At 54.0% G+C, this 26740-nt stretch carries 24 protein-coding genes; 15 read left to right on the top strand and 9 right to left on the bottom strand.

The features are described from left to right. Nucleotides 1–22 precede the first annotated feature (22 nt). From J2T37_RS06820 to ubiE, 9 genes are all read left to right on the top strand, one after another. On the top strand, nt 23–1273 hold the full coding sequence (locus tag J2T37_RS06820; RefSeq protein ID WP_253354800.1) for a lipoprotein-releasing ABC transporter permease subunit: 1251 nt from the start codon (nt 23–25) through the stop codon (nt 1271–1273). Then, on the top strand, nt 1266–1952 hold the full coding sequence (gene lolD, locus J2T37_RS06815) for a lipoprotein-releasing ABC transporter ATP-binding protein LolD (RefSeq protein ID WP_253354798.1): 687 nt from the start codon (nt 1266–1268) through the stop codon (nt 1950–1952). Before J2T37_RS06820 ends, lolD begins: the two co-directional genes overlap by 8 nt. A 94-nt stretch (nt 1953–2046) precedes the next feature. Further along, entirely contained in the window at nt 2047–2577 is a 531-nt protein-coding gene (locus J2T37_RS06810; protein WP_253354796.1) for a C40 family peptidase, read from the top strand. Between the two features lie 83 nt (nt 2578–2660). Beyond that, nucleotides 2661–3566, top strand: a complete 906-nt coding sequence (hemF, locus tag J2T37_RS06805) for an oxygen-dependent coproporphyrinogen oxidase (RefSeq protein WP_253354794.1) — start codon at nt 2661–2663, stop codon at nt 3564–3566. 254 nt (nt 3567–3820) lie between these two features. Then, a complete protein-coding gene (gene ilvD / locus J2T37_RS06800) occupies nt 3821–5686 on the top strand; it encodes a dihydroxy-acid dehydratase (protein ID WP_253354792.1) in 1866 nt (621 codons plus the stop codon). A 234-nt stretch (nt 5687–5920) separates the two neighbouring features. Next, on the top strand, nt 5921–7222 hold the full coding sequence (locus J2T37_RS06795; RefSeq protein ID WP_253354790.1) for a CAP domain-containing protein: 1302 nt from the start codon (nt 5921–5923) through the stop codon (nt 7220–7222). A gap of 86 nt (nt 7223–7308) precedes the next feature. Continuing rightward, nucleotides 7309–7548 (top strand): cytochrome b6, encoded by a 240-nt coding sequence (locus J2T37_RS06790; protein WP_253354788.1) that lies wholly within the window; start codon nt 7309–7311, stop codon nt 7546–7548. 15 nt (nt 7549–7563) lie between these two features. Further along, nucleotides 7564–7995, top strand: a complete 432-nt coding sequence (locus J2T37_RS06785; protein WP_253354786.1) for a gamma-butyrobetaine hydroxylase-like domain-containing protein — start codon at nt 7564–7566, stop codon at nt 7993–7995. A gap of 109 nt (nt 7996–8104) precedes the next feature. Beyond that, nucleotides 8105–8842 carry a bifunctional demethylmenaquinone methyltransferase/2-methoxy-6-polyprenyl-1,4-benzoquinol methylase UbiE gene (ubiE, locus tag J2T37_RS06780; RefSeq protein WP_253354784.1) on the top strand — a complete coding sequence of 246 codons (738 nt, stop codon included), beginning with the start codon at nt 8105–8107 and terminating at the stop codon, nt 8840–8842. A 325-nt stretch (nt 8843–9167) separates the two neighbouring features. Here ubiE and J2T37_RS06775 read toward each other — a convergent pair whose 3' ends face one another. The 6 genes from J2T37_RS06775 to leuC form a co-directional block, all read right to left on the bottom strand. Beyond that, the gene (locus tag J2T37_RS06775) at nt 9168–9731 is read right to left on the bottom strand and encodes a YceI family protein (RefSeq protein WP_253354782.1); all 564 of its coding nucleotides are present in this window, start codon (nt 9729–9731) and stop codon (nt 9168–9170) included. Between the two features lie 180 nt (nt 9732–9911). Continuing rightward, nucleotides 9912–10982 carry a 3-isopropylmalate dehydrogenase gene (gene leuB, locus J2T37_RS06770; RefSeq protein ID WP_253354780.1) on the bottom strand — a complete coding sequence of 357 codons (1071 nt, stop codon included), beginning with the start codon at nt 10980–10982 and terminating at the stop codon, nt 9912–9914. Nucleotides 10983–11062: 80 nt separating this feature from the next. Beyond that, on the bottom strand, nt 11063–11527 hold the full coding sequence (locus tag J2T37_RS06765) for a YhcH/YjgK/YiaL family protein (protein WP_253354778.1): 465 nt from the start codon (nt 11525–11527) through the stop codon (nt 11063–11065). Nucleotides 11528–11676: 149 nt separating this feature from the next. Continuing rightward, nucleotides 11677–12321, bottom strand: a complete 645-nt coding sequence (gene leuD / locus J2T37_RS06760) for a 3-isopropylmalate dehydratase small subunit (RefSeq protein ID WP_253354776.1) — start codon at nt 12319–12321, stop codon at nt 11677–11679. Between the two features lie 103 nt (nt 12322–12424). Continuing rightward, nucleotides 12425–12799: a hypothetical protein gene (locus J2T37_RS06755; protein ID WP_253354774.1), complete on the bottom strand. Its 375-nt coding sequence runs from the start codon at nt 12797–12799 to the stop codon at nt 12425–12427. Nucleotides 12800–12834: 35 nt separating this feature from the next. After that, a complete protein-coding gene (gene leuC / locus J2T37_RS06750; RefSeq protein WP_253354772.1) occupies nt 12835–14244 on the bottom strand; it encodes a 3-isopropylmalate dehydratase large subunit in 1410 nt (469 codons plus the stop codon). A 274-nt stretch (nt 14245–14518) separates the two neighbouring features. Between leuC and gshA the strand changes: the two genes are divergently transcribed. The 3 genes from gshA to J2T37_RS06735 all read left to right on the top strand — a co-directional run bounded on the left by gshA (nt 14519) and on the right by J2T37_RS06735 (nt 19875). Then, nucleotides 14519–15871 carry a glutamate--cysteine ligase gene (gene gshA, locus J2T37_RS06745; protein ID WP_253354770.1) on the top strand — a complete coding sequence of 451 codons (1353 nt, stop codon included), beginning with the start codon at nt 14519–14521 and terminating at the stop codon, nt 15869–15871. A 149-nt stretch (nt 15872–16020) separates the two neighbouring features. Beyond that, nucleotides 16021–18807 (top strand): DNA gyrase subunit A, encoded by a 2787-nt coding sequence (gyrA, locus tag J2T37_RS06740; protein WP_253354768.1) that lies wholly within the window; start codon nt 16021–16023, stop codon nt 18805–18807. Between the two features lie 249 nt (nt 18808–19056). Continuing rightward, the gene (locus J2T37_RS06735) at nt 19057–19875 is read left to right on the top strand and encodes a GIY-YIG nuclease family protein (RefSeq protein WP_253354766.1); all 819 of its coding nucleotides are present in this window, start codon (nt 19057–19059) and stop codon (nt 19873–19875) included. A 167-nt stretch (nt 19876–20042) separates the two neighbouring features. On the opposite strand, the gene purM is transcribed toward J2T37_RS06735, so the two are convergent. After that, on the bottom strand, nt 20043–21077 hold the full coding sequence (gene purM / locus J2T37_RS06730; RefSeq protein WP_253354764.1) for a phosphoribosylformylglycinamidine cyclo-ligase: 1035 nt from the start codon (nt 21075–21077) through the stop codon (nt 20043–20045). Nucleotides 21078–21251: 174 nt separating this feature from the next. On the opposite strand from purM, the gene J2T37_RS06725 reads away from it, so the two are divergent. From J2T37_RS06725 to mog, 3 genes are all read left to right on the top strand, one after another. Next, entirely contained in the window at nt 21252–22325 is a 1074-nt protein-coding gene (locus J2T37_RS06725; protein ID WP_253354839.1) for an AI-2E family transporter, read from the top strand. Nucleotides 22326–22371: 46 nt separating this feature from the next. Further along, a complete protein-coding gene (locus J2T37_RS06720; protein WP_253354762.1) occupies nt 22372–23085 on the top strand; it encodes an S-methyl-5'-thioinosine phosphorylase in 714 nt (237 codons plus the stop codon). 97 nt (nt 23086–23182) lie between these two features. Further along, a complete protein-coding gene (gene mog, locus J2T37_RS06715; protein ID WP_253354761.1) occupies nt 23183–23761 on the top strand; it encodes a molybdopterin adenylyltransferase in 579 nt (192 codons plus the stop codon). A 77-nt stretch (nt 23762–23838) separates the two neighbouring features. On the opposite strand, the gene fhuB is transcribed toward mog, so the two are convergent. Together fhuB and J2T37_RS06705 are read right to left on the bottom strand one after the other, a co-directional pair. Continuing rightward, entirely contained in the window at nt 23839–25803 is a 1965-nt protein-coding gene (gene fhuB / locus J2T37_RS06710; protein ID WP_253354759.1) for a Fe(3+)-hydroxamate ABC transporter permease FhuB, read from the bottom strand. Beyond that, on the bottom strand, nt 25797–26735 hold the full coding sequence (locus tag J2T37_RS06705) for an iron-siderophore ABC transporter substrate-binding protein (RefSeq protein ID WP_253354757.1): 939 nt from the start codon (nt 26733–26735) through the stop codon (nt 25797–25799). The genes fhuB and J2T37_RS06705 overlap by 7 nt, the downstream gene beginning before the upstream one ends. Between the last annotated feature and the right edge of the window lie 5 nt (nt 26736–26740).

Below are 26740 nucleotides of genomic sequence, written 5' to 3'. Positions count from 1 at the left end.
GTTTAACGTGAGAGGCAGCTTGATGGCTTCTTTAGAAACGTGGATCGGCCTGCGCTATCTGCGGGCGAAAAAGCGTAACGGCTTTATGTCGTTTATCACCCTGATTTCCATCGCCGGTATTGCGCTGGGCGTAACCGCGCTGATTGTGGTGCTGTCGGTGATGAACGGCTTTCAGAAAGAAATTCGCGGGCAGCTTTTGAATGTCGCGCCGCATGCGGAAATCGGTTACTATGACAACGGCAGCAGCGAAAGCTGGCAGGATTTGCGCAAGTATGTCAAAGGCAAAAAAGAGGTGTTGGCCACTGCGCCGTATGTCTCCGATCAGGCGCTGCTGGCGAATGCGGGCGAAGTGCGCGGCGTGCAGATTCGCGGCATTTTGCCGTCTGAAGAAAAAAACGTGGTCGATTACGGCAAAGACATGCCGGCGGGCAGTTTCGACGATTTGAAGCCGGGCGAGTTTGACATTATTTTGGGCGAAGGTTTGGCGCAGGCTTTGGGCGCGGAAACGGGCGGCAAAGTGACCGTGATTACGCCGGAGGGCAATGTGACCCCTGCCGGTGTCGTGCCGCGTTTGAAACAGTTTAACGTGGTCGGAATTGTGAAGACCGGCGTGTACGAAGTGGATAATTCGCTGGCGATGACCCACCTGCAAGACGCGCAGGTATTGTACCGCTTGGGCGACGGCGTAGGCGGTTTGCGCTTGAAACTGGCCGACCCGCAAAGCGCGCCGTCGTTTATCGAAAAACTGATTCCCACAGCGGATAAAGATAAAGTATGGGTACGCGATTGGACCTTTAGCAACCGTAGCTATTTTGAAGCGGTGGAGCTGGAAAAACGCATGATGTTCATCATCTTAACCCTGATTATCGCCGTGGCTGCGTTTAATCTGGTATCTTCTTTGGTGATGGCGGTCACTGAAAAACAAGCCGACATCGCCATTTTGCGCACGCTGGGCTTGGCGCCCTCGGGTGTGATGAAGATTTTTATGGTGCAAGGGGCGTTTGCCGGCTTTTTCGGCACGCTGATTGGCGTGGTGTGCGGCGTGTTGCTCGGCTGGAACGTCGGCAAAATCGTGGCCTTTTTTGAAAACCTATTCGACGTGCACCTCATCAATTCGCAGGTGTATTTTATCGACTACCTGCCCAGCGATGTCAACGCACGCGATGTGGCTGTGATTGCCTGCATTTCTTTGGTTCTGGCCTTTATCGCCACGCTCTACCCGAGCTGGCGCGCATCGAAAACCCAACCGGCGGAGGCTTTGCGTTATGAGTAATATCGTCTTGCAGTGCGAAAATGTCAGCAAAGATTACAACGACGGCGCTTTGAACGTACAAGTCTTGCGCGGCTTGAATTTTGCCGTGGCGCAGGGTCAGAGCGTCAGTATTATCGGCTCTTCCGGCAGCGGCAAATCCACGCTGCTGCACATTCTCGGCGGTTTGGATATGCCGTCTGAAGGCAAAGTAACGCTGATGGGTAACGACTTGGGGCAGATGAGCCAGAAGCAGTTAGGCAATTTGCGCAACCAATATCTCGGTTTTGTGTATCAGTTTCACCATCTGCTGCCCGAATTTTCCGCTTTGGAAAACGTGATGATGCCGCTTTTAATCGGTAAAAAGCCAAAAGCCGAGGCGGAAGCGCAGGCGGCGCAAATGCTGGAGAAAGTCGGCCTGAAACAGCGTATGCTGCACCGCCCGAGCGAGCTTTCCGGCGGCGAGCGCCAACGCGCCGCCATCGCCCGCGCCTTGGTCACGCGCCCCGCCTGCCTGCTGGCTGACGAGCCGACCGGCAATCTCGACCGCAAAAATGCGCAAAACGTGTTAGACATGATGTTGGATTTGAAAACCGAATTGGGCACCAGCCTGATAGTCGTCACCCACGATGACGAGTTGGCCGTCCGCTTCGATCGCGTGATGACCATGCATGACGGGCGTTTGCAGGAGAAAAGCGCGTAGGCAGATTATGGTCTGAAGGTTGAGCCATACCATATTGGGCGGGGCGGCTTACAGGCCGTCTGAAACGGGATGGTTTCAGTTGAAAGGAGACATGATGAACACTTTGTTCAAAGCGGCCGTTTTGGGCATAATCGCAGTCGGCTTGGCCTCTTGCGGAACCGCATCAAAAAAATCTTCCGGCAAACGCAGCCATACTGTGCGCAAAGTCCAGCCGGTACGCATTACCCATATCGACCACGAGCAAGGTTCGCAGGAATTGATGTTGCACAGCATGAGCCTGATTGGAACGCCTTATAAATGGGGCGGCAGCAGCACAGAAGCAGGATTCGATTGCAGCGGCATGATTCAATATGTCTATAAAAATGCCCTCGGCGTAAACCTGCCGCGTACTGCCCGCGACATGGCCGCCGCGTCGCGCAAAATTCCCGACCGAAAGCTCAAGGCTGGCGATTTGGTTTTCTTTCATACCGGCGGCAGACACAAATATTCCCATGTCGGTTTGTACATCGGCAACGGCGAGTTTATCCATGCGCCCAGCAGCGGCAAAACCGTGCAGACGGAAAAACTGTCCAAGCCGTATTACGCCAAGCATTACTTGGGTGCACATACGTTTTTTGCCAATTAAGGCCGACGCTTATCAGGCCGTCTGAAAATGATTTTGCCTATTTTCAGACGGCCTGAATTTTATGATTTTAAAAAGGAAATGTCATGCACACAGAATCCGTATTATCCTTGCTGAAAAACCTGCAAAACCATATCTGCGCTGCGCTGGAAGCCGAAGACGGCGGCGCGGTGTTTGTGTCCGACCAATGGCAGAGCCGTTTGGGGACGGGCGAGAGCCGCGTGTTGAAACAAGGCGCAGTATTTGAGCAGGCAGGGGTAAATTTTTCCCATGTCAAAGGCGACAAAATGCCCGCTTCGGCTACGGCGCACCGCCCTGAATTGGAAGGTGCGCGTTTTGAAGCGATGGGCGTGTCGCTGGTGATTCACCCGAAAAATCCATATGTGCCGACCAGCCATGCCAACGTGCGCTTTTTCATTGCCTATCCCGAAACAGGCGAGCCGGTATGGTGGTTTGGCGGCGGTTTTGATTTGACGCCGTTTTATCCGTTTGAAGAGGATATTCTGCACTGGCATACTGTGGCGAAAAATTTGTGCGATCCGTTTGGCGAAGAAGTGTATCCTGAATACAAAAAATGGTGCGACGATTATTTTTATCTGAAACATCGGGGCGAAACGCGCGGCGTGGGCGGCCTGTTTTTCGACGACCTCAACCGCTGGGATTTCGATATCTGCCGCCGCTTTATCCAAGCCGTTGGCGAGGGCTATATCCAAGCTTACCGGCCGATTGTCGCCAAACGCAAAAATACGCCTTACAGCGAGCGTGAACGCGATTTCCAACTCTACCGCCGAGGCCGCTATGTAGAATTTAATCTGGTGTGGGACAGGGGCACGCTGTTCGGTCTGCAAAGCGGCGGCCGCACGGAAAGCATTTTGATGTCGATGCCGCCTTTGGTACGCTTCGAATACCGTTACGAACCGGAAGAGGGCAGCGCCGAGGCGCATTTGCAGGAATTTTTAACACAGCGTGATTGGTTGGTGGAGTTGGGTTGAATAAGCGGACGGGAGGTCGTCTGAAAATCTGCATGGTTTTCAGACGGCCTTTTTTCGGAATCCATCCAATAATAAAAAGAGGTAAATACAGGTGTAGCAAACACCGTATTTTATTACCAACCATCATGCTTGAATTTGGTATAAAATAACACAAAATCCCGTATTAAATCAGGCCGTCTGAAAGATGGTTACTATTTTCATTTGATTTTCGGCATACCGTTTGGTTTGGGTGTGCCGCTTAAAGGAACATAAAAATGCCAGACTACCGCTCCAAAACCTCCACCCACGGCCGCAATATGGCGGGCGCACGCGCATTGTGGCGTGCCACCGGCGTAGCCGACTCCGATTTCGGCAAGCCGATTATTGCCATTGCCAACTCGTTCACCCAATTCGTGCCGGGCCATGTGCACCTGCACAATATGGGTCAGCTCGTCGCCCGCGAGATTGAAAAAGCCGGTGCGATTGCTAAAGAATTCAATACCATCGCCGTGGACGACGGCATTGCCATGGGTCACAGCGGCATGCTGTATTCCCTGCCCAGCCGCGATTTGATTGCCGATTCGATTGAGTACATGGTCAACGCCCACTGCGCCGACGCGCTGGTGTGCATTTCCAACTGCGACAAAATCACTCCGGGCATGCTGATGGCCTCCATGCGCCTGAACATTCCGACCATTTTCGTTTCCGGCGGCCCGATGGAAGCGGGCAAGGTCATCGGTGCGATTAATATCCAAGACGAGCGCCGTTTGGACTTAATCGACGCGATGATTGAAGCCGCCGATGATAATGTTTCCGACAAGCAAATCGCCGAAGTCGAGCAAAACGCCTGCCCGACCTGCGGCTCTTGTTCCGGCATGTTTACCGCTAATTCGATGAACTGTCTGACCGAGGCGCTGGGCTTGTCGCTGCCGGGCAACGGCTCGTATCTGGCGACTCATGCAGGGCGCAAAGATTTGTTCCTCGAAGCAGGCCGTCTGATTGTCGAAATTACCCGCCGCTATTACGAGCAAAACGACGAGAGCGTGTTGCCGCGCAGCATTGCCACCAAAGCCGCTTTTGAAAACGCCATGACCATGGACATCGCCATGGGCGGCTCCACCAACACCATTTTGCACCTGTTGGCCGTGGCCAACGAAGCGGGCGTGGATTTCAAAATGGCCGACATCGACCGCTTAAGCCGAGTGGTGCCGTGTATCTGCAAAACCGCGCCCAATAACCACGACTACTATATGGAAGACGTGCACCGCGCCGGCGGCATCTTCGCCATCCTGAAAGAGCTGGACAAAGCGGGCAAACTGCATACCGACGTTTCCACCATCCATGCGCCGACCCTGAAAGAAGCCATCGCCAAATGGGACGTGACCAATCCTGACAACACCGTCGCCATCGAGCGTTACAAAGCCGCGCCCGGCGGCGTGCGCACCACCGAAGCCTTCTCGCAAAACCGCATGTGGAAAACCTTGGATTTGGATCGTGAAAAAGGCTGTATCCGCGATGTGGAACACGCTTACTCGCAAGACGGTGGCTTGGCCGTATTGTTCGGCAACATCGCCGAACGCGGCTGCGTGGTAAAAACCGCCGGTGTCGATGACAGCATTTTGGTGTTTACCGGCCGCGCGCGCGTGTTTGAAAGCCAGGAAGCTGCTGTTGAGGGCATTTTGGCCAATGAAATCGTGGCCGGTGACATCGTGATTATCCGTTATGAAGGCCCCAAAGGCGGCCCGGGCATGCAGGAAATGCTGTACCCGACCTCCTACCTGAAATCCAAAGGCTTGGGCAAAGCCTGTGCGCTCTTGACCGACGGCCGTTTCTCCGGCGGTACTTCCGGCCTCTCCATCGGCCACGCCTCGCCCGAAGCGGCAGAGGGAGGCGCGATTGGCTTGGTGAAAGAGGGCGATACCGTGCACATCGACATCCCCAACCGCAGCATCAACCTGATGGTGTCCGACGAAGAACTGGCCGCCCGCCGTGCCGAAATGGAATCGCGCGGTGCGCAAGCGTGGAAACCGGTCAACCGCGACCGCTACGTTTCCCAAGCCCTGTGCGCCTACGGCCTGATGGCGACTTCCGCCGACAAAGGCGCGGTGCGCGATGTGTCGCAGATTGAGCGTAAAGACTAATCTGTTTGGATAAAAAGGCCGTCTGAAAAGCAAAGTTGCGGAATACTGCCGGATTTTGCGTTTCAGACGGCCTTTTCAGAATCCGCCACACAGGGGGCTTCGGTTCTGCTTGACTGGCGTAAACAGGCATTGCGGGTAGCATGAATGTTTTATGAAAATAAAGACCGAATGGCTGTCTGAAAAAGCTAAGGCCGGTTTTCAGACGGTCATTTGTCGGCAAAGGGGCAATCTACGATGAGAATTATTCTTTTGTGGCTGGCGATGTTGGCCATTGTATTCGGCGTTTTCAAATTTCAGCAGGAGCGCAAAATGACGCCGGAAAACTTGGTGCAGCCGCAAGCGGCGCAAGACCGTTCGGCGGTGGCCGGGGCGGATGGTTTGGCGTATATCAATTTTCTGCGCACCCAAGCCGGTTTGAACCAGCTCGCTTATTCGCCGGAATTGGAGAAAGCGGCAGAAAACCACGCGCAATATTTGACCGAGCACCACGACGAAGGCCATGACGAGCGTGATACCGCCAGCCCGCTGTTTACCGGCGTGAAACCGGCCGACCGCGCGGCGCATGCCGGGTATCTGTATAAAGGCGTGCATGAAAACGTCAGCACCAGCAACCGCCACCGCGATGTAGACCAAAGCGAGGATTTTTATACCCGCCAACAAATCGACGGCTTGATGACCGCCATTTACCACCGCTTTTCTTTGTTGGAGCAAAATATCAACGAAGCGGGCGTGACGTTGGCGGATAACGGCCAATACACGGCGGTAGTGGTCAATCAGGGCAACAGCCGTTTCAACCGCCTCTGCGCTGTAGGCCGTCTGAAAGCAGAACCGGGGAGACCGTATTACAAAGACGTTTGTTTTAATGGTGCGGTGGTTTATGAGGCGGAAGCCTACAATCCGAGCGCGCGCGCTTATGTGGTGTATCCGGTCGGCAATACGGCTTTGCCGGATTTTCACAGCGAACGCCCCGATCCCGTGCCGGATTATGATGTGACCGGCAATCCGGTCAGCATCGCTTTTGCCAAAGAAGCCGATAAAGTGCAAATGCGTTCATTCAAGTTGTATCAAGGGGATACGGAAATTTCGCCGGTGCGCGTGTTAACGCAGGCCAACGATCCCAATCATGAGTTGAACGAGCGCCAGTTTGCCTTGTTCCCCTTGCAGCCTTTGGAATACGACACGGCCTATCGCGCGGTGTTTGATTATGTGCAAAGCGGCAAAACGCAGCAGGCGGAATGGACGTTCCGTACCAAAAAACCGGATTGTCCCTATTTTCTGGTAAACGGCGGCGAGCGTTTGGCGTTGACGGCAGGAGACGAATATTTCATCCATTGGCAAAACCGCTGGTGTCTGACGGATTGCCCGAAATTGGTGTATCAGCAGCGCGGTGGGGCAAAATTGGAAGTATTGGCGCGGTCAGCGGGCGGCGTGGTGGTGCGGGTAAACGGCACGCACGGCGGAGATGTGCGGCTGATGTTTGAAAACGATGAAAAAAGTGCGGTTATGCTGTATCTGACCGAAGCGGCGGCAGAATAGGTATGTGCCGACAAATTCAGACGGCCTGTGTCGAAATCCGCACGCAAAGCTGTTAGAATAATACTTTGCGCAAAGTTAGCTGTCTTATGAATGCGAATGCCGACCTGAAAATCCGTGCCAATACCCGCTATGCCTTTTCCGCCATTGCCCTGATGTTGCTGGCGTTTTTGGTGTTTGTGGTGGTAACGCTGGTACCGTTTGGCTTAAACGGTATGCAGAAGCTCAGTGTTATCCGCTTTGCTCTGTATGCGCTGGTCTTGTTTGCCGTATTGGGCGGATTTTTTTCCGTCCGCGTTGCGGCCTTGCGCAAAAAAGCCGGAAAATAAAATCAGAAAGACATCATGAACACGCCCATCCCAGAAGAAATCCGTTTGCAACACGGCCGTAGTGCGCTGACCTTGGTTTATGACGGCGTACACAAAAGCCTGCCCGCCGAATTTTTGCGCGTTTATTCGCCCAGCGCGGAAGTGCGCGGCCATGCGCCGGGGCAGGAAGTTTTGCAAACCGGCAAAGCCGAAGTGACCATCCGAGGCTTGGAGCCGGTCGGCCAATATGCCCTGAAAATTACGTTTTCAGACGGCCACAACAGCGGTTTGTACGATTGGGCGTATCTGCACAAGCTGGCGTATGAATACGACGGCTTATGGGCGGATTATCTGCGCCGCATGGAGGCGGCAGGCGCATCGCGTATTCCGACGGCAGCCGATTTGCTGCAAGCGAAAACGGCCGGACATTCATGCGGCAGCGGCGGTTGCGGCGGCGGTTGCCATTAGGCCGTCTGAATGTTTGGCGGCAAGAAGAAACATGACGAAACGGCGGATTCCCTGTCTGTTTCCCTGATGAGACGGGCTGTTCCCGAAACCCTACGAGAAAGTTATCACCATGAGCGACCATAAAACCCACTTCGGTTTTTCTACCGTTGACGAAAATGAAAAAGCAGGCAAAGTAGCCGAAGTGTTCCATTCGGTAGCCAAAAATTACGACATCATGAACGATGTCATGTCCGGCGGTTTGCACCGCATGTGGAAGCATTTCACCATCACCACCGCGCCGCTGAAAAAAGGCGATAAGGTATTGGACATTGCCGGTGGTACAGGCGATTTGTCGCGCGGTTGGGCAAAACGCGTGGGTAAAGAAGGCGAAGTTTGGCTGACAGACATCAACTCGTCTATGCTGACGGTCGGCCGCGACCGCCTGTTGAACGAAGGCTTGATTCTGCCCGTATCTCTGGCAGATGCGGAAAAGCTGCCGTTCCCCGACAATTATTTCAACTTGGTTTCCGTGGCTTTCGGTCTGCGCAACATGACCCATAAAGACGCAGCCTTGAAAGAAATGTACCGCGTGTTGAAACCGGGCGGCACGCTGCTGGTGTTGGAATTTTCCAAAGTGTATAAACCGCTCTCCGGCATGTATGATTTGTATTCGTTCAAATTGTTGCCGTTGATGGGCAAGCTGATTGCCAAAGATGCCGATAGTTATGAATACTTGGTCGAATCCATCCGCATGCACCCGGATCAGGAAACTTTGAAACAAATGATGTTGGACTCGGGCTTCGATGCCGTGGATTACCACAATATGAGCGCAGGCATTGTGGCGCTGCATAAAGGTGTGAAATATTAAGCGTTTTTGATGCTAGGGCGTTTTCATTTATAGTCGGAGAAAGTAAGTTTTGGTACAAGGCGGCGAGCCGCAGACAGTACAAGTAGTATGGGTCGGCTGACTTGCTGCTTCAGCAGCGTAGTCAAGCCCCCTCTTTGAGCAAGGCGAATCAACGCTGTAACAGAACTTAATTTCTCCGACTATAATTCGAGAGAAGGCTGAAAGGCTTGTGTCGAATTAAATTGGAAACGGCTATATAAAAAGCGAGGCCGTCTGAAAAATATTCAGACGGCCTCGCTTTTTATTTAGCCACTACCGATATTCCAATCGGCAGCGTATAGAACGCTTACTGTTTCACGGCTTCGATTTGGATATCCAAGCGGACATTTTTGGTCATGCCGCTGTCAACCAAGTAATTCAAGCCCCATTTGGTGCGGTCGATGATGGTAGAGAAGTCGCCGCCGCAAACTTCGGCTTTTGCCATCGGGCTGTTGTAGCAGTTGAATTTTTCTGCTTTCAGTTTGATTGGATTAGTCTGACCCAGCATAGTCAGATTGCCTTCAACGGAAACCAGTTTTTTACCGACATAGTGGAAGCGGGTGGAAACGAAGCGGGCTTCGGGGTATTTGTCGGCGTTAAACAAATCGGCAGACAGCAGGTGGTTGGTGAATTGGGTAGAGCCGGTTTGCAAATTTTTAACCGGAATCACCAAATTAACGCTGCCGTTGCGTTTGGCTTTGTCAAATTCAACTGTACCGTTCAGGCCGTAAAAGCCGCCAACGTTAGTGCTGGTGGCAAAGTGGTCAATGGCGAAACGGGCGTTGGTGTGGGTCGGGTCGATTTTGTAAGTCGCAGCTGAAGCGCTTGCGGCAGCCGTAGCCAGTAATGCGGCAATAATCATTTTTTTCATAACGGGTTCCTTTTTCAGGTGTATGGAAAAACCGGCCGGACTCGGGCGGTCGGGGAAACTGCTCTTTCATTATACTACCACAAAATATAAAAATGATTATTTCTCAATGGTTAAAGGAGCGTTTTCCGATAGAAAAAATGCGCGGCAATCAGCCGCGCATTGGATTGTTTTCAGACGGCCTTACAGCGCCGCCAATACCGCATCGCCCATGCCGGAGCAGGACACCAGGGTTGTACCTTCTTCGTAGATGTCTCCGGTACGGAAGCCTTGTTGCAACACTTTTTGTACCGCATTTTCCACTTGTTTGGCACGTGCTTCGTCGTTCAGGCTGTAACGCAGCAGCATGGCCAATGACAAGATGGTCGCCAACGGGTTGGCTTTGTCCTGACCGGCGATGTCGGGGGCAGAACCGTGCGACGGCTCGTACAGACCTTTGTTGTTTTCGTCCAAAGAAGCCGACGGCAGCATGCCGATAGAGCCGGTAAGCATGGAGGCTTCGTCGCTCAAAATATCGCCGAAGATGTTGCCGGTGGCGATGACGTCAAATTGTTTGGGCGCGCGCACCAGCTGCATGGCGGCGTTATCGACATACATATGGCTCAATTCTACATCGGGGTATTGTTTGGCGATGTCGTCAAACAGCTCGCGCCACAGCTCGGTGGTTTCCAAAACATTGGCTTTGCCGACGGAGCAGACTTTTTTACCGCGTTTTTGCGCCGCTTGGAAGGCAACGTGGGCAATGCGCTTGATTTCGGTTTCATTGTATTTCATGGTGTTGAAACCTTCGCGCTCGCCGTTTTCCAACACGCGGATACCGCGCGGTTCGCCGAAATAGATGTCGCCGGTCAGCTCGCGCACAATCAGAATATCCAAGCCGGCCACGATTTCCGGTTTCAGCGTTGAAGCATTGGCCAATTCGGGATACAGAATCGCCGGACGCAGGTTGGCAAACAGGTTCAAATCCTTGCGAATCGCCAACAGGCCGCGCTCCGGGCGCAAGGGGCGGTCGAGATTGTCATACTCCGGGCTGCCGACCGCGCCAAGCAAAACCGCATCGGCTTTACGACACAGGGTCTGCGTGGCCTCCGGATAGGGCGAGCCGTATTGGTCGTAGGCTTCGCCGCCCAAGGGGGCGTATTCGTAAGATACGTCCAAGCCTTGCTCAATCAGTTTGTCCAATACGCGCACGGTTTCGCGCACGATTTCCGGGCCGATGCCGTCACCGCGTAAGATGGCGATTTGTTTGGTCATTTGAGGTTTCCTTGTGAGGGAGAGGTTGAGGATTTTAAAGGATTTCAGACGGCATAAGGCGTAAAGGCCGTCTGAAAAAATTATTCGATGCGCGTTTCTTGCGTGCGGATTTTAAATACCGCTTTACGCATATTCGGCGCAGTGCCGACTAAAGGCGCATGGCCGTCATTGGGGAAGAAAATCACAAATTCCTGCGGTGTCACATCAATCCAGGTTTCCGCAGTGTCGTCGAAAAATTCGATGTCGTGTTTGTCGTCATAGCCCAAACCGTTTTTCAGACGGCCTCGCTCTGCCCAGCCGAAAGTTTCCGTACCGCTGATGGGGACTTGGATGTCGATATGGGTTTGATGGGCTTCGGGTTGCGCCGTTTCTTTGCTGCGCATGGCGTTGTCGCTGACAAACAGGCGGATATTGGGGTTGCCGGTCGGTGTTTCGCCGCTGGGCAGATTGGCAAAATCTAAGGTTTGCAACAGCTTAACGGCATCGGCAAAATCGGGGTGCAGGTCGGCGTAACGGCCTGCGTTGGCTAGGGTATCGGTAATCATGGTTTCCACTTTCTTATTTTTAAATTTTGAGAACCTGCGTATCAATGCTGATGGAGGCACGGCCTCGGCAGCTTTCAATGCGTATCCAATAATATATGCATGAGGCCGTCTGAAAAATGTAGGATATTTTTCAGACGGCCTTTGAGGGATTAAACGCTGTTAAACAGCCAAGGTTGCGCGGCTTTGCGTTTGTCTTCAAAGGCATGGATTTCATCGGCATGTTGCAGGGTCAGACCGATTTCATCAAGGCCGTTGAGGAGGCAGTGTTTGCGGTGTTCGGTGATGTCGAAGTGGAACACTTCGCCGCTCGGCGTAGTCACGCTTTGTTGTTCCAAATCAATGGTCAGGCTGTAACCTTCGTTGGCCTCAACCTCTTTGAATAACTGGTCAACCTGCTCTTCGCTCAAGACAATCGGCAGCAGGCCGTTTTTGTAGCAGTTGTTGAAGAAAATATCGGCAAACGAAGGCGCAATCACGGCGCGGAAGCCATAATCATCCAACGCCCACGGCGCGTGTTCGCGGGATGAGCCGCAGCCGAAGTTTTTACGGGTCAAGAGAATATTCGCGCCCTGATAACGCGGAAAATTCAACGGAAATTCAGGATTGAGTGGACGCTTGCTGTTGTCCATACCCGGTTCGCCGTGGTCGAGGTAGCGCCATTCGTCAAAGGCATTCGGGCCGAAACCGCTGCGCTTGATGGATTTTAAAAATTGTTTCGGAATAATGGCATCGGTATCTACATTGCTGCGGTCGAGCGGGGCGACGAGGGCGGTGATTTTGGTAAAGGATTTCATGTGGCGTTCCAAGCGACAAGGAGGAATCCTGATGTCGTAATTTTATTGTGTTAGTTTGGGCAACCAAGCCGCCTAGCTTTAGTAAGCGGCTTGGCAATCAGGCTTAGTTGCTGCTAGTAGCTTCTTTGCCGGTTACGGTTTCTTTGGTTTTGTCCCATACTTTGCTTGTGGTGCTTTTGGTTTTGTTCCAACCGCGTTTTGTGGCACCTTTGGTTTTGTCCCAAGCATTTTCAGTAGCGTTTCCGGTTTTGTCAGCTACGTTTTCAGTAGTGTCTTTGGTTTTATCCCAGCCACGCTCAGTAGCGTCTTTGGTTTTGTCCCAGCCACGTTCAGTAGCATTTTTGGTTTTATCCCAGCCGCGTTCGGTGGCTTGGGCAGCATTGTGGCTGTCTTCTTTTACGCCATGCCAAGTATTGGCACAAGCAGACAGGCCTACGGCCACAGTAGCGGCCAATAAGATAGAGGCAAATTTTTTCATAAGTCAGTTCCTAATCAGGATAAAAAATTAGTAAGTCAGGCAATTTCGCGTACATCGACAAAATGACCGCTTACCGCTGCGGCCGCCGCCATAGACGGGCTGACCAGATGGGTGCGTCCGCCGTTACCTTGGCGGCCTTCGAAGTTGCGGTTGGAAGTGGAAGCGCAGCGTTGGCCGGGTGTCAGTCGGTCGGCGTTCATGGCCAGACACATCGAGCAACCCGGTTCGCGCCATTCAAAACCGGCTTCGATAAAGATTTTGTCCAAACCTTCTTCTTCCGCCTGCGCTTTGACCAGACCTGAGCCGGGTACGATTAAAACGCGCTGTACATTGTCCGCTTTGCGGCGGCCTTTGGCAACGGCGGCGGCTTCGCGCAAATCTTCAATGCGGCTGTTGGTGCAGGAGCCGATAAAGACGATGTCAACGGGAATTTCGTTCAACGGTGTACCGGCTTGCAAGCCCATGTATTCGAGGGCGCGTTCCATGCCGCTGCGTTTGACAGGGTCTTGTTCGTCAGCAGGATTCGGCACTTTGCCGTCCACACCCAGCACCATTTCGGGAGAAGTACCCCAAGTAACTTGCGGCTCGATGTCGGCGGCGTCAAATTCAAATACGCTGTCAAAGTGTGCGCCTTCGTCAGACACCAGCGTGCGCCAGTAGGCGACGGCTTTGTCCCAATCTTCACCTTTGGGTGCCAGCGGTTTGCCTTTGACGTAATCAATGGTGGTTTGATCGACAGCCACCAAGCCGGAACGCGCGCCCGCTTCAATCGCCATGTTGCACAGGGTCATGCGGCCTTCCATAGACAGGCTTTGAATCGCTTCGCCGCCGAACTCGATGGCGTAGCCCGTGCCCCCGGCGGTGCCGATTTTGCCGATGATGTAGAGTGCCACGTCTTTGGCGGTTACGCCGTCTTTCAGACGGCCGTTGACTTTAATCAGCATGGATTTGGATTTTTTGGCGGTGATACATTGGGTCGCCATGGTGTGTTCGACTTCGGAGGTGCCGATACCGTGTGCCAGCGCGCCGAATGCGCCGTGGGTAGAGGTGTGCGAGTCGCCGCAGACCACAGTCATGCCCGGCAGGGTTGCGCCTTGTTCCGGCCCCATGACGTGTACAATGCCTTGGCCTTTGTCCATAAACGGGAAATAGGCCAATGCGCCGAATTCGTGGATGTTTTTATCCAGCGTATCCACTTGCAGCTTGGAAATCGGGTCTTGAATGCCTTTGTCCCAATCGCCGGTCGGGGTATTGTGGTCGGCAGTGGACACCACGCTGTCGATACGCCATAATTTGCGGCCGGCCATTTTCAGGCCTTCAAAGGCTTGCGGGCTGGTGACTTCGTGTACCAGATGGCGGTCGATATAGAGCAGCACCGTGCCGTCTTCTTCTTCGCGGACGATGTGGCTGTTCCAAAGTTTGTCGTAAAGGGTCTGTGCGCTCATGATTTATGCTTTATAAGATAGGGTGGTTTGATGTAGGAATATTAGACGGATTACCGCGTTATTGCAACTGCTTTTGTCTAATTTTTGCTGTAATGTTGTTTTGCTGACAATATCACCTCAATAATTTAGACATTTTGTAGAATTTCAAGAGGTGGCACTCAACAATTAAGATTGAAAAGAATACTTGGCGTATCTTGAAAAAACGCATTATTATGCTTATCTACATTATTATGCTTATCTACATCCATCCGCACAGCTTAAAGGATCAATAAACATGAAATTACCGTCGATTGCCACCGAACATCTCGCCCAATTACAGGATTTCGAGCGCACCATTTTGCGCAACCATGCCAAAATCGAAGCCTGGTTCCGCGCCCAATGGCAGGCACACAAGCCGCCGTTTTACGGCTCGGTGGATTTGCGCAATGCGGGTTATAAAATTTCATCTATTGACATGAATCTGTTTCCCGGCGGTTTCAATAATCTGAATCCGAACTTTATCCCGCTGGCGGCAGTGGCGGCGCAAGACGCGGTAGAGCGCGCCTGCGAGAGCGCCAAATCGGTGTTGATTATTCCGGAAAACCATACCCGCAATACCTTTTACCTGCAAAACGTGTATGCCTTAAGCGAGATTCTGCGCTCGGCCGGCTTTGAAGTGCGCTTGGGCAGTTTGAATCCCGAAGTGACCGAGCCGACCGAATTTCAGACGGCCTTGGGCAATACCGTTTTGCTCGAGCCCTTGTTGCGCACCCGCGAGCGCGTGCATTTGGCCGACGGCTTTTCGCCTTGCGTGGTGTTGTTAAATAATGACCTTTCGGCGGGCGTACCCGATATTCTGAAAGATATTAACCAAACCCTGCTGCCGCCGCTGAATGCCGGTTGGACAACCCGCCGCAAAACCACCCATTTTGCCGCTTACGACAAAGTAGCCGCCGATTTCGCGCAATTATTGGACATCGACGAGTGGCAGATTAACCCGTATTTTGAAAAAGTCAGCGGTTTGGATTTCCAAGAACACGAAGGCGAAGATGTACTGGCGGCGGCGGTAGAGCGCGTGTTGGTGAAAATCCAAGCCAAATACGATGAAAAAGGCATCAGCGATACGCCGTTTGTGATTGTCAAGGCCGATGCGGGCACTTACGGCATGGGCGTAATGAGCGTTAAATCGGCCGATGAAGTGCGCGGCCTCAACCGCAAAAACCGTAACAAAATGGCCAAGGTCAAAGAAGGCTTGGAAGTGACCGAAGTCATCGTGCAGGAAGGTATTTACACCTATGAAACCATGAACGGCGCGGTATGCGAGCCGGTGGTGTATATGATGGATCGCTTTGTCATCGGCGGTTTTTTCCGCGTACACGAAGGCCGTGGCGCGGATGAAAATCTGAATGCAGGCGGCATGGTGTTTGTGCCGTTGTCCAACAGCATTCCGACCGGCAACGGCGACGATACGCCGGAAGCGCCGGAAGCCTGCAAGCGCGTATTTGAGCAATGGGATTTGCTGGGTATGCCGCGAGAAGGCAAAGACTGCGACATCGACAACGAACACAACCGCCTGTATGTTTACAGCGTGATGGCGCGCCTGTCGTTGTTGGCCGCGTCGCTGGAATTGGAAGAAAGCGCCGCTTAAACATCGAAGCGTAAAACATAGCCAATGCCGTCTGAAAATCTGTTTTCAGACGGCATTTTGTTTGCCCGAATCCTACCGCCGCATGGCCCGAACAGGCGGATTTGTGCTAGAATTACGGCTACTTTTGCATTGAGAAAAACGAAAATACCATGACCGACGCAACCGTTCGCAACGACCATAAATTCGCACTCGAAACCATCCCCGTCAGCCTTGAAGACGAAATGCGCAAGAGCTACCTTGATTACGCCATGAGCGTGATTGTCGGCCGTGCGCTGCCCGATGTGCGCGACGGTTTGAAGCCTGTGCACCGCCGCTCGCTCTATACCATGCACGAGTTGAAAAACAACTGGAACTCGTCCTATAAAAAATCCGCGCGTATCGTCGGCGATGTGATGGGTAAATACCACCCGCACGGCGACAGCGCGATTTACGACACCATCGTGCGCATGGCGCAGCCGTTTTCCATGCGTTATGTCTTGGTAGATGGTCAGGGCAACTTCGGCTCGGTTGACGGTGACGGCGCGGCGGCCATGCGTTATACCGAAATCCGCATGGCGCGGATTGCCCATGAAATGCTGGCGGATATCGAAGAAGAAACCGTCAATTTCGGCCCCAACTACGACGGCAGCGAGCATGAGCCGCTGGTGTTGCCGACCCGTTTCCCCGCATTGCTGATTAACGGTTCGTCCGGTATCGCCGTGGGCATGGCAACGAATATCCCGCCGCACAACCTCACCGACACCATCAATGCCTGTTTGCAGCTTCTGGATGAGCCGCAAACCGATATCGACGCGCTGATTAATATCATCAAAGCGCCCGACTTCCCCACCGGCGCCACCATTTACGGCTTGAGCGGCGTGCGCGAAGGTTATAAAACCGGCCGTGGCCGCGTGATTATCCGTGGCAAAACCCATATCGAACCCATCGGTAAAAACGGCGACCGCGAAGCCATCGTCATTGACGAAATCCCGTATCAGGTCAATAAAGCCAAACTGGTGGAGAAAATCGGCGATTTGGTGCGTGACAAAGCGCTGGAAGGCATTTCCGATTTGCGCGACGAATCCGATAAATCGGGCATGCGCGTGGTCATCGAGCTTAAGCGCAATGAAAATGCTGAAGTGATTTTGAACCAGCTGTATAAAATGACCCAGCTGCAGGACAGCTTCGGCATCAATATGGTGGCTTTGGTGGACGGCCAACCGCGCTTGTTAAATCTCAAGCAGATTCTGAGTGAATTTTTGCGCCACCGCCGCGAAGTCGTCACCCGCCGCACCTTGTTCCGCTTGAAAAAAGCGCGTCATGAAGGCCATATCGCCGAAGGTAAAGCGGTTGCTTTGTCCAACATCGACGAGATGATTCAGCTGATTAAAGAATCCACCGACGCGCCCGAAGCTAAAGGCAAAATGTTGGCGCGCGCTTGGCACAGTGCTTTGGTGGAAGACATGCTCGGCCGTACCGATTTGGACATGCAGCTGGCGCGTCCGGAAAGCGTGCGCGAAGGTTTGGGCTTGCAGGCCGACGGTTATTATTTGAGCGAATTGCAGGCCGACGCCATTTTGCGCATGAGCCTGCGCAACCTGACCGGTTTGGATCAGGAAGAAATCGTCAACGATTATAAAAACATCATGGCGAAAATCATCGACTTCTTGGATATTTTGGCCAAACCGGAGCGTATTACCCAAATCATCCGTGAAGAATTGGAAGAAATGCGCACGGTGTTCGGTGACGAGCGCCGCAGCGACATTAATCCGTTCGGCGGTGATATTGCCGATGAAGATTTGATTCCGCAACGCGATATGGTGGTAACGCTGACCCATGATGGTTACATCAAAACCCAGCCGACCACCGATTACCACGCCCAGCGTCGCGGCGGGCGTGGCAAACAGGCGGCGGCCACCAAAGACGAAGACACCATCGAATCGCTGTTTGTCGCCAATACTCATGATTACCTGATGTGTTTCACCAATCTAGGTAAATGCCACTGGATTAAAGTGTACAAACTGCCCGAAGGCGGGCGCAACAGCCGTGGCCGCCCGATTAACAATGTCATCCAGCTGGAAGAAGGCGAAAAAGTCAGCACCATTTTAGCGACACGCGATTTCCCTGAAGACCAGTATGTTTTCTTTGCTACCGCGCAAGGCATGGTGAAAAAAGTGCAGATGTCGGCGTTTAAAAACGTGCGTGTGCAAGGTATTAAAGCGATTGCGCTGAAAGAAGGCGACTACTTGGTCGGCGTGGCGCAAACCGGCGGTATGGACGACATCATGCTGTTCTCCAACCTTGGCAAAGCCATCCGCTTTAATGAATATTGGGAAAAATCCGGCAGCGATGAGGCGGATGAAGACATCGAGCAAGACGACAGCACCGATGTTTCAGACGGCCAAGACGACGAGCAGCTTGACGGCGGCGAAAGCGCACCGATTAGCGGCAAACACGGCGTGCGTCCGAGCGGTCGCGGTAGCGGCGGTTTGCGCGGTATGCGCCTGCCGGAAGACGGTAAAATCGTCAGCCTGATTACCTTTGCGCCCGAGTGTCAAGAAAGCGATTTGCAAGTGTTGACCGCTACCGCCAACGGCTACGGCAAACGTACTCCGATTGCCGATTACAGCCGTAAAAACAAAGGCGGTCAGGGCAATATCGCCATCAACACCGGCGAGCGTAACGGCGATTTGGTGGCCGCAACCTTGGTCAGCGAAAGCGATGATCTGATGCTGATTACCAGCGGCGGCGTACTCATCCGCACCAAAGTCGATCAAATCCGCGAAACCGGCCGCGCCGCCGCCGGCGTGAAACTGATTAATTTGGACGAAGGCGAAACACTGGTCAGCTTGGAGCGCGTGGCGGAAGAGCCGGAAGACGAGCAGGCTGATGTGGAAGTCGAAGGCGAAGTTGCAGAAGGTGTTGCAAGCGAAGCGGAAGATAACGGCGAAGCATAAGCCTGACGTTAAACAGTAAGGCAGAGGCCGTCTGAAAACCTATTTTTCAGACGGCCTTTTTTAAGTCATGCCACGCTAATGTATGGCTTATAAAAAAGAAATGCTATTTTGCATACAGGTGGCTGAGCGTAGTCGAAGCCCTGCTTGCGGCTTCGACTACGCTCAGCTACCTACCTGATACTTATATGCATTTCAAAGTTTATTAGCCATAGCTGTAAATTTCACCCCACAATAAAAAAGGAACACATCTTGAAGCAGGGTTGGGTCTATATCTTAACCAATCAGGGTATGCCCGGTTTGATTAAAATCGGCTACACCAAACATCCGCCGCATGAGCGCGCCCGAGAGTTATACGGTACCGGCGTAGCCTTTCCGTTTGAAGTGGCATATCAGGCGCGTTGCCATCAGTATCAGGTGGTGGAGCAGGCGGTGCATGATGAGTTGGATGCAATGCGGGTCAATGACGGGCGCGAATTTTTCGCGTGCAGCGTGGCGCAAGGAATTGAAGCAGTGCGTCGCTGTGCAGGCAGCCGCTTGATTGGCGAGCAGAATCTTGCCCGTGGCGAAGACTATCGGGTTGTCAACGCGCATACGGCTTTTGGCGGCAGTGTTACCCAAGCCGCAGGCCGTCTGAAAATCCGGCATCTGCTGCTGGGTGCTTTGGTATTTGCTGCCTTGATTGCGGCCGCTTGGTGGTTTTTAGGTAAGCATAATCCGGCAACGCACATCAGCGAAACCCAAAAAATCGCGGGCTATACCGCAGCCCAAATCGGCAAAGAAGACATCAATATGCGCACCTGTTCTTCTACCGATTGCAGCGTGATTGCCGTCTTACCCGCCGACAAACCGCTGCTGATTCGTCCGGGTAGCCAAACCGATAAGGCATGGGTGTATGCCGAATTTACCGGCGATGTCTGCTACCCGCAGCATTATGTGCGCGACGAAGGGTGTACGCAGTGGGCGCAGAATAATATTGTCGAAGATTGGGTGTATGCGCCGAATCTGGCGGATGGGCAGCTTACGCCAACGAAGCAGGGGGACGGGTCGGTGTTGGATGCATTGTTTTAGTGTATAAATTACCAATCCATCATGATGGAGAATAAATAAAAAAACAGGAAGCGGAAGTATTCAATATCTTGATTATGCTTAGTTTCCAATATTTACGCCCATGCAAAAGGCCGTCTGAAAACATGAAAGTTTCAGACGGCCTTGCTGTTTAATATGCTTTCAAATGCTTAAGCTACTTGCGTTTGGTGTTCGTCGCCGTTGCGCTCGCGGATTTCGCCCAAGCGGTAAACGGTTTCGCCTTGTTCGGCCAAGAATGCTTGTACCGCATCGGCATCTTCTTTGGCGATGATAACCACCATGCCAATACCGCAGTTGAAGGTGCGGTACATTTCCTGCACTTCGACGTTACCGGCCTGTTGCAGCCATTGGAACAGTTTGGGCAATGCCCAGGCTTTGGCGTCGATTTGCGCCACAGTATTTTGCGGCAATACGCGCGGCACGTTTTCGGTAATGCCGCCGCCGGTGATGTGCGCCATGCCTTTGATGGTGAATTTTTCCAGCGCAGCCAGAATCGGTTTCACATACAGGCGGGTCGGGGCGATGATGGCTTCGCGCAGGGTTTTGCCGTTGTCAAATTCGGCATCCAAATCGGGATTGTCGCGCTCGATGATCTTGCGCACCAGCGAGTAGCCGTTGGAATGCGCTCCGTTGGAGGCCAAGCCCAATACCACGTCGCCCGCTACGATGGAGCGGCCGTTGATGACGTTTTCTTTTTCCACCACGCCGACGGCAAAGCCGGCCAAGTCGTATTCGCCCACCGGATACATGCCCGGCATTTCGGCGGTTTCGCCACCGATTAGGGCGCAGCCGGATTCTTCGCAACCTTGCGCAATGCCTTTGATTACATCGGTAGCGCGGGCAACATCAAGCTTGCCGCAAGCGAAGTAATCCAAGAAAAACAGCGGCTCCGCGCCTTGCACCAGAATATCGTTGACGCTCATGGCGACTAAGTCGATACCCACGGTGTCGTGTTTGTCCCAATCAAAGGCCAGTTTCAATTTGGTGCCCACGCCGTCGGTGCCGGATACCAACACGGGATTTTTGTATTTTTTGCTGATTTCGACCAGTGCGCCGAAGCCGCCCAAATCACCCAACACTTCGGGGCGCATGGTGCGTTTGGCAAAGGGTTTGATGTTTTCAACCAGTTGGTCGCCGGCGTCGATATCGACACCTGCGTCGCTGTAGCTTAATGAAGTGCTCATGCGGGTGATTCCTCGTGAGAAAATGGGGTGACAGAAACAATGGGCATTATTTTACCTTATTTTGCGCGAATCGGCTTGGGAATTGTGGCAAATATCAAGCATGCGTTTTCAGACGGCCTGACGCGGTTGTCTGCTATACTTAGGCCGTCTGAAAATCCGAATAAGCCAACGATTATGTATCAGAAAAAAACGCGCGGCGCAGTCAAGCCGTGGATTATCATGGCGGGCGTGGTGGCCGCTTTTATCTGGCTGCTGTATGCGCTGGGCAATATTCTGACGCCGTTTGTGGTGGCGGCGGTGTTGGCCTATGTGTTGAACCCGCTGGTGAAAAAGCTCCAGCGGCGGCGTTTCAAACGCGGCATGGCCTCGATGATGGTGATGGTGTTTTCGTTGGTGGTATTGCTGGCGCTGGCGGTGATTATCGTGCCGATGTTGATTAACCAGTTTAACAATCTGGTCGGACGGCTGCCGCAGATGATTGATTTTGTACAAACCAAGCTGCTGCCGTGGCTGGAGCGTGTCGGCGGCGGTTATATCGAATTGGATGCCGCGACGATTGTGGCTTGGCTGCAATCGCATGCGGGCGCGTTGAGCAATGCGGCCAAGGCGATGATGCCGACATTGATGAAGCAGGGTACTAATGTGCTTGCGGGCGTGAGCAATTTTTTGCTGCTGCCGTTTTTGCTGTATTACTTTTTGCTCGATTGGCAGCGCTGGTCAAGCGGGATTAAAGCATTGGTACCGCGCCGCTTTCTCGAAACCTATTCGCGCATTACCGGCAATATGGACGATATTTTGGGCGAATTTTTGCGCGGACAGCTTTTGGTCATGCTGATTATGGGCTTAGTCTATGGCATGGGGTTGATGTTGACCGGCTTGGATTCGGGTTTTGCCATCGGCATGATTGCGGGGATTTTAGTGTTTGTGCCGTATTTGGGTGCGTTTACCGGCCTCTTGCTGGCGACGCTGGCGGCAGTGTTGCAGTTCGGCTCGTGGCCGGGCGTGCTGACGGTGTGGGCGGTGTTTGCCGTCGGCCAATTCTTGGAAAGTTTTATCGTTACGCCGAAAATTGTCGGCGACCGTATCGGCCTGTCGCCGTTTTGGGTGATTTTTTCCCTGATGGCGTTCGGCCAACTAATGGGTTTTGTCGGTATGCTGGCGGGCTTGCCACTGGCGGCGGTGACGCTGGTATTGCTGCGCGAAGGCGTGTCGGCGTATTTCGGCAGCCGTTTTTACCGGCATAAATAACGGCTTTTTGTTAAGGCCGTCTGAAAACAAAAAACAGGAGGATACTATGCTTGCAATCATCGGCGGCAGCGGTTTTACCCGCCTGCCCGAACTTCACATCACCGACCGCCGTATCGTGCGCACGCCATACGGCCTGACCAGCAGCCCGATTTTGAGCGGCAAACTGGGCAGCCACGAGATTGTGTTCCTGGCTCGCCACGGCTTCGGCCATACGGTTGCGCCGCACGAAATCAACTACCGCGCCAATATTTGGGCGCTGCATGCCATTGGCGCGGAAAACATCATCGCCGTTTCATCGGTGACCGCCATCAATGAAGCATTGGAAAACGGCGGCTTGGTCATGCCGCATGATTTGATTGACTACACTTTCGGCCGTCACGCCACGTTTTTTGAAGGGCAGGAAAAACCGGTGGTGCACACCGATTTTCTCGAACCGTATTCCGCCGAACTGCGCCGTAATCTGCTCCGGCACGCCCAATCGTACGATACGCCGGTGTATGACCGCGCTGTGTACGGCTGCTTGCAAGGCCCGCGCTGGCCGACACGTGCCGAAATCCGGCGCTACCGCAACGACGGTGTCGATGTCTTGGGCATGACCGGCATGCCCGAAGCAATTTTGGCGCGGGAGCTGGGCATGGCCTATGCCCATTTTTGCGGCATTGTCGGCATGCGCTGTATCGGCGAGGGCAGCGAAACCGTGTGCGCTACCGAAAGCGGGCTGACCATTGCCAAAATCCGGCAATTATTGGTTGATTTGTAGGCTTTTGATTGAGATAAGGCCGTCTGAAAAGCCGTTGACCGTACCCGTTTTCAGACGGCCTTACCGTTTTTGTTTGTTTGACGTGAAAGAATCCAAAATGAATCCTTTAGATACCGTAACCATCGGCTTGGTCTCCACCAGCGACCGCGCCAGTAGCGGCGTATATGCCGACGAGGGCATTCCGTCTTTAAAAGCCTGGCTGCAAAGCGCCGTGAAAAATCCCATCCGCTTTGTCGAAGCGCTGATTCCTGACGAGCAGGCAGTGATTGAGCAGAATTTGAAAAATATGGCCGACAAAGAAGGCTGCGATGTGGTTTTCACCACCGGCGGCACCGGCCCAGCCTTGCGCGATGTAACCCCCGAAGCCACCCTAAACGTCGTCGATAAAGAAATGCCCGGTTTCGGCGAGCAAATGCGCCAAATCAGCCTGTATTATGTGCCGACGGCGATTTTGTCGCGCCAAACAGCAGGCATACGCGGCAAATGTTTAATCGTCAACCTGCCCGGCCGCCCCAAAGCCATCGCCGAAACGCTCGGCGGCGTGCGCGGCGAAAACGGCGAGATTAAAGTACACGGCTTATTCAGCGCGATTCCGTATTGCGTGGACTTAATCGGTGGAGCATACATCGAAACCGATGAAAACGTGAGCAAAGCGTTCCGACCGAAACAGAAATAAAGCAGCAGCTGAAAAAAGGCCGTCTGAAACGATAGCGTTTAATCGTTTCAGACGGCCTTGCCGTATGTATCCGTCAGTTACATGCGCCGCATCATCAGCATAAAATACGCGCCGCCGAGCAGGGTGGCCATCAGGCCGGCCGGTACTTCAAAGGGGAACATTACCTGCCGCCCCAGCCAGTCGGCCAGCACCATCACTATTGCGCCGAGCAGGGCGGCGGCGATTAACTGCTGCTTGGGCAGGCGCGCGCCGAGCATGTTGGCCAAATGCGGCGCGAGCAGGCCGACAAAGCTCAAGGGGCCGATTAGCAGGGTGGAGAGGGCGGTCAATACCGCGCTCAATACAATCAACACCAGCCGTGCCGTCGGTACATTCACACCCACCGCCTGCGCAACCGTGGCGTTCAGGCTCAATAAGCCCAGCCAGCGTTGCAGCGGCAATACGGTAAACAGCAAGACCGCCGCCAAGACCGACACCACCAAAGCCGATTCGGGCGTGGCCTGATAGGTCGAGCCGGACATCCAAATCAACATTTGCTGCACGCGGAAATCGCCGCTGGCCGTCCATACCCGAATCGCCGCGTCCGCCAGCGCCGCCATCGCCATGCCGGTGAGCAAGACTTTTTCCGGCGCGAGGCCGTTTTTGCGGTTGAGCAGCATTAACAGCCCCAGCGTCAGCAGTGCCGATACCAATCCGGCCAGCCAAAACCAGCCGCTGCCGGAGGTAATGTTGAACAGCAACACCGCCGCCATCGCACCGAAAGCCGTACCCGAGCTGATGCCGAGCAGTTCGGGGCTGGCCATCGGGTTTTGCGTCAGGCGTTGCAGCATTACGCCGGTCAGCGCCAGCATGGTGCCGGTAGCGGCGGCGAGCAGGACGCGCGGATAGCGGAAGGGGAAGTATTGCAGGTCAACCGTCGGCCACAGGCTGTCGGCGCGGCCGACAAACAACGCCAACACCAGCGCAGCCAATGCAATCAGCGGCAGACGGCGCAGCAGTGGCGAAGTGTGCAGACGGGCGACGGGTTGGTCGGAGGCCGTCTGAAAAACAGGGCGTGTCGGTGCTTTCATCATCAGCCACAACAATAAGGGCGCGCCAATCAGCGCCGTAACCGCGCCGGCGGGTAAGTCGATTTGCCGGTAATGTTTGAGCAACATCAGGCAGTTGTCGGTCAGCATCAAAATCAGGCCGCCGAATATAAAGGAGGCAATCAGGCGCATGGGCAGCGTGCGCACGCCGCTTTGCCGCACCAGCGTGGCCGCCGCCAGGCCAACAAAGCCCATCATGCCGACAAAGGCCACCACGTTCGCACTCAAAAACGCCGCCGCTGCCAATGAGAGCAGGCGGATTTTTTTCACCGGTATGCCGATGGATTCGGCTTGGGTGTCGCTCAGGCTCATAATCGCCAGCGGTTTGAGCAACACAGCGATGACAACGGCGGCCAAACCCGCACGCCAGAGGAGTTGCAGGGTGTCGTGCCAACTGTCCTGCACCAGCGAGCCGCTGCCCCATTGCATTACGCCGCGCGTTTCTTCGCTGAAAAACAGCATGATAATGCCGGTGACCGAGCCGAGATAGAGGCTGACCACCAAGCCGGACAAAATCACCGTCAGCGGCATAAGTTCTTTACGGATAGAAAGCCACAGCACCGCGCCCAGTGCCGCCGCTGCGCCGATAAAGGCCACAGCCGATGTGCCGTAGAGCAGCAGCGAGGGCGCGAAGACGGTAGCGACCACCAGCGCGGTTTGTGCGCCGCTGCTGACCGCCAGCGTGCTGTCGGAAGCAAGCGGATTGCGCATAAGCTGCTGCATGAGCATGGTGGCGGCCGCCACGCAGCCGCCCGCCAGCAGCGCCATCGCCATGCGCGGCAGGGTGTTGTTCTGCACCATCAGCGCGTCCAGCGGCAGAGTGGCGGGGTCGGCCAGTAGTTGCGCCCACGGCCGCGTCCATTCCAAATCCAAGACCCAAAACGCGCTTGCGCCGCACAACAGCGCCAGCACAAGTGCCAGCCAAATCACAGGCCGTCTGAATAACATTACCATGCGGCCTCCTTTTCAGACGGCAGTCTGGCCGCCAGCTGCAAGGCAAAATGCTGCATGGAGGGCAGTGCGCCGTAAGTCCATGAAGCGTCGAGTACGCGGCGGTTGGCGGGTTTGCTGTACGGCAGGCGCTGCCACAGCGTGCTGTTGTTTAAGGTGGCACGGGTGTTTTGCGGGTGCGGTTTGACGATAATCATCAGCGTATCCGGCGGCAGTTTGGCCAAATCGACCAGAGTAATGTTTTCAAAACCCCAAGCGTTGCTGTTGCCCGTCCAAGCGTTTTTAAAGCCGAGTTTGTCTAAAACCACTTGAAACATGGAGGTTTTGCCGTAAATGCGTAGGTTGCGGCCGTCTGAAAACTGCACCACCGCCAGCGGCCGCTTGGTGTATCGGGACAAGGCGGTTTTTTCGCGGGCAAGGAGGGCGTCGGTGTCGCGAATCAGTTTTTCGGCGGCGGCAGAGTCGCCAATGAGTTTGCCCAAGGCGCGGGTGGTGTTGACGGTGTGGGTGTAGTTGATGCCGCTGTCGGTACCGAAACTCAATTCATAGACCGGCGCGACTTTTTCAAACTGCGGTTTGGCGGCGGTGTAAAAATTGGATTGCACGAAAAAGTCGGGCTTGATTTGGTACAGCCGTTCCAAATTCGGCTGGAAGCGCAAACCGGCTTCTTTCACGCTTTTGGGCAGCGGCGGGTAGTTGACCCACACATCGTAAGAACGGCGGTCGGCCACGCTGACGGGGGTATGTCCCATCGCGGTCAGGGTTTCGGCGATGGTCCAGTCGGAAGTGGTGATACGCGGTTTGGCTGAGGCGGCTGGCGCGGATAAGAATAAGGTCAAAATCAGCAGCAAAGCGGCTTTCAGGCCGTACCACGGGCAGGCTGCGCACGCTGAAAACGCGCCGCGCAGTCGGGAGAAGGTCAATATCGTGTGCATGGCAG

Origin of the sequence: Neisseria perflava, from assembly GCF_024170405.1 — a bacterium.
GTDB classification, from domain to species: domain Bacteria; phylum Pseudomonadota; class Gammaproteobacteria; order Burkholderiales; family Neisseriaceae; genus Neisseria; species Neisseria perflava_B.
The sequence above is the reverse complement of the archived record's forward strand: the minus strand, read 5'-3'. Positions and strand labels throughout refer to the sequence as shown.

Excerpts from the sequence above, each read along its gene's own strand:
- J2T37_RS06820 (WP_253354800.1), top strand. The coding sequence starts at position 23 with ATGGCTTCTTTAGAAACGTGGATCGGCCTGCGCTATCTGCGGGCGAAA.
- mog (WP_253354761.1), top strand. The coding sequence starts at position 23,183 with ATGAATCCTTTAGATACCGTAACCATCGGCTTGGTCTCCACCAGCGAC.
- J2T37_RS06755 (WP_253354774.1), bottom strand. The coding sequence starts at position 12,799 with ATGAAAAAATTTGCCTCTATCTTATTGGCCGCTACTGTGGCCGTAGGC.
- lolD (WP_253354798.1), top strand. The coding sequence starts at position 1,266 with ATGAGTAATATCGTCTTGCAGTGCGAAAATGTCAGCAAAGATTACAAC.
- leuC (WP_253354772.1), bottom strand. The coding sequence starts at position 14,244 with ATGAGCGCACAGACCCTTTACGACAAACTTTGGAACAGCCACATCGTC.
- J2T37_RS06795 (WP_253354790.1), top strand. The coding sequence starts at position 5,921 with ATGAGAATTATTCTTTTGTGGCTGGCGATGTTGGCCATTGTATTCGGC.
- leuD (WP_253354776.1), bottom strand. The coding sequence starts at position 12,321 with ATGAAATCCTTTACCAAAATCACCGCCCTCGTCGCCCCGCTCGACCGC.
- purM (WP_253354764.1), bottom strand. The coding sequence starts at position 21,077 with ATGAGCACTTCATTAAGCTACAGCGACGCAGGTGTCGATATCGACGCC.
- gshA (WP_253354770.1), top strand. The coding sequence starts at position 14,519 with ATGAAATTACCGTCGATTGCCACCGAACATCTCGCCCAATTACAGGAT.
- J2T37_RS06790 (WP_253354788.1), top strand. The coding sequence starts at position 7,309 with ATGAATGCGAATGCCGACCTGAAAATCCGTGCCAATACCCGCTATGCC.
- J2T37_RS06810 (WP_253354796.1), top strand. The coding sequence starts at position 2,047 with ATGAACACTTTGTTCAAAGCGGCCGTTTTGGGCATAATCGCAGTCGGC.
- ilvD (WP_253354792.1), top strand. The coding sequence starts at position 3,821 with ATGCCAGACTACCGCTCCAAAACCTCCACCCACGGCCGCAATATGGCG.
- J2T37_RS06765 (WP_253354778.1), bottom strand. The coding sequence starts at position 11,527 with ATGATTACCGATACCCTAGCCAACGCAGGCCGTTACGCCGACCTGCAC.
- J2T37_RS06785 (WP_253354786.1), top strand. The coding sequence starts at position 7,564 with ATGAACACGCCCATCCCAGAAGAAATCCGTTTGCAACACGGCCGTAGT.
- hemF (WP_253354794.1), top strand. The coding sequence starts at position 2,661 with ATGCACACAGAATCCGTATTATCCTTGCTGAAAAACCTGCAAAACCAT.
- J2T37_RS06705 (WP_253354757.1), bottom strand. The coding sequence starts at position 26,735 with ATGCACACGATATTGACCTTCTCCCGACTGCGCGGCGCGTTTTCAGCG.
- ubiE (WP_253354784.1), top strand. The coding sequence starts at position 8,105 with ATGAGCGACCATAAAACCCACTTCGGTTTTTCTACCGTTGACGAAAAT.
- gyrA (WP_253354768.1), top strand. The coding sequence starts at position 16,021 with ATGACCGACGCAACCGTTCGCAACGACCATAAATTCGCACTCGAAACC.
- fhuB (WP_253354759.1), bottom strand. The coding sequence starts at position 25,803 with ATGGTAATGTTATTCAGACGGCCTGTGATTTGGCTGGCACTTGTGCTG.
- leuB (WP_253354780.1), bottom strand. The coding sequence starts at position 10,982 with ATGACCAAACAAATCGCCATCTTACGCGGTGACGGCATCGGCCCGGAA.
- J2T37_RS06775 (WP_253354782.1), bottom strand. The coding sequence starts at position 9,731 with ATGAAAAAAATGATTATTGCCGCATTACTGGCTACGGCTGCCGCAAGC.
- J2T37_RS06725 (WP_253354839.1), top strand. The coding sequence starts at position 21,252 with ATGTATCAGAAAAAAACGCGCGGCGCAGTCAAGCCGTGGATTATCATG.
- J2T37_RS06720 (WP_253354762.1), top strand. The coding sequence starts at position 22,372 with ATGCTTGCAATCATCGGCGGCAGCGGTTTTACCCGCCTGCCCGAACTT.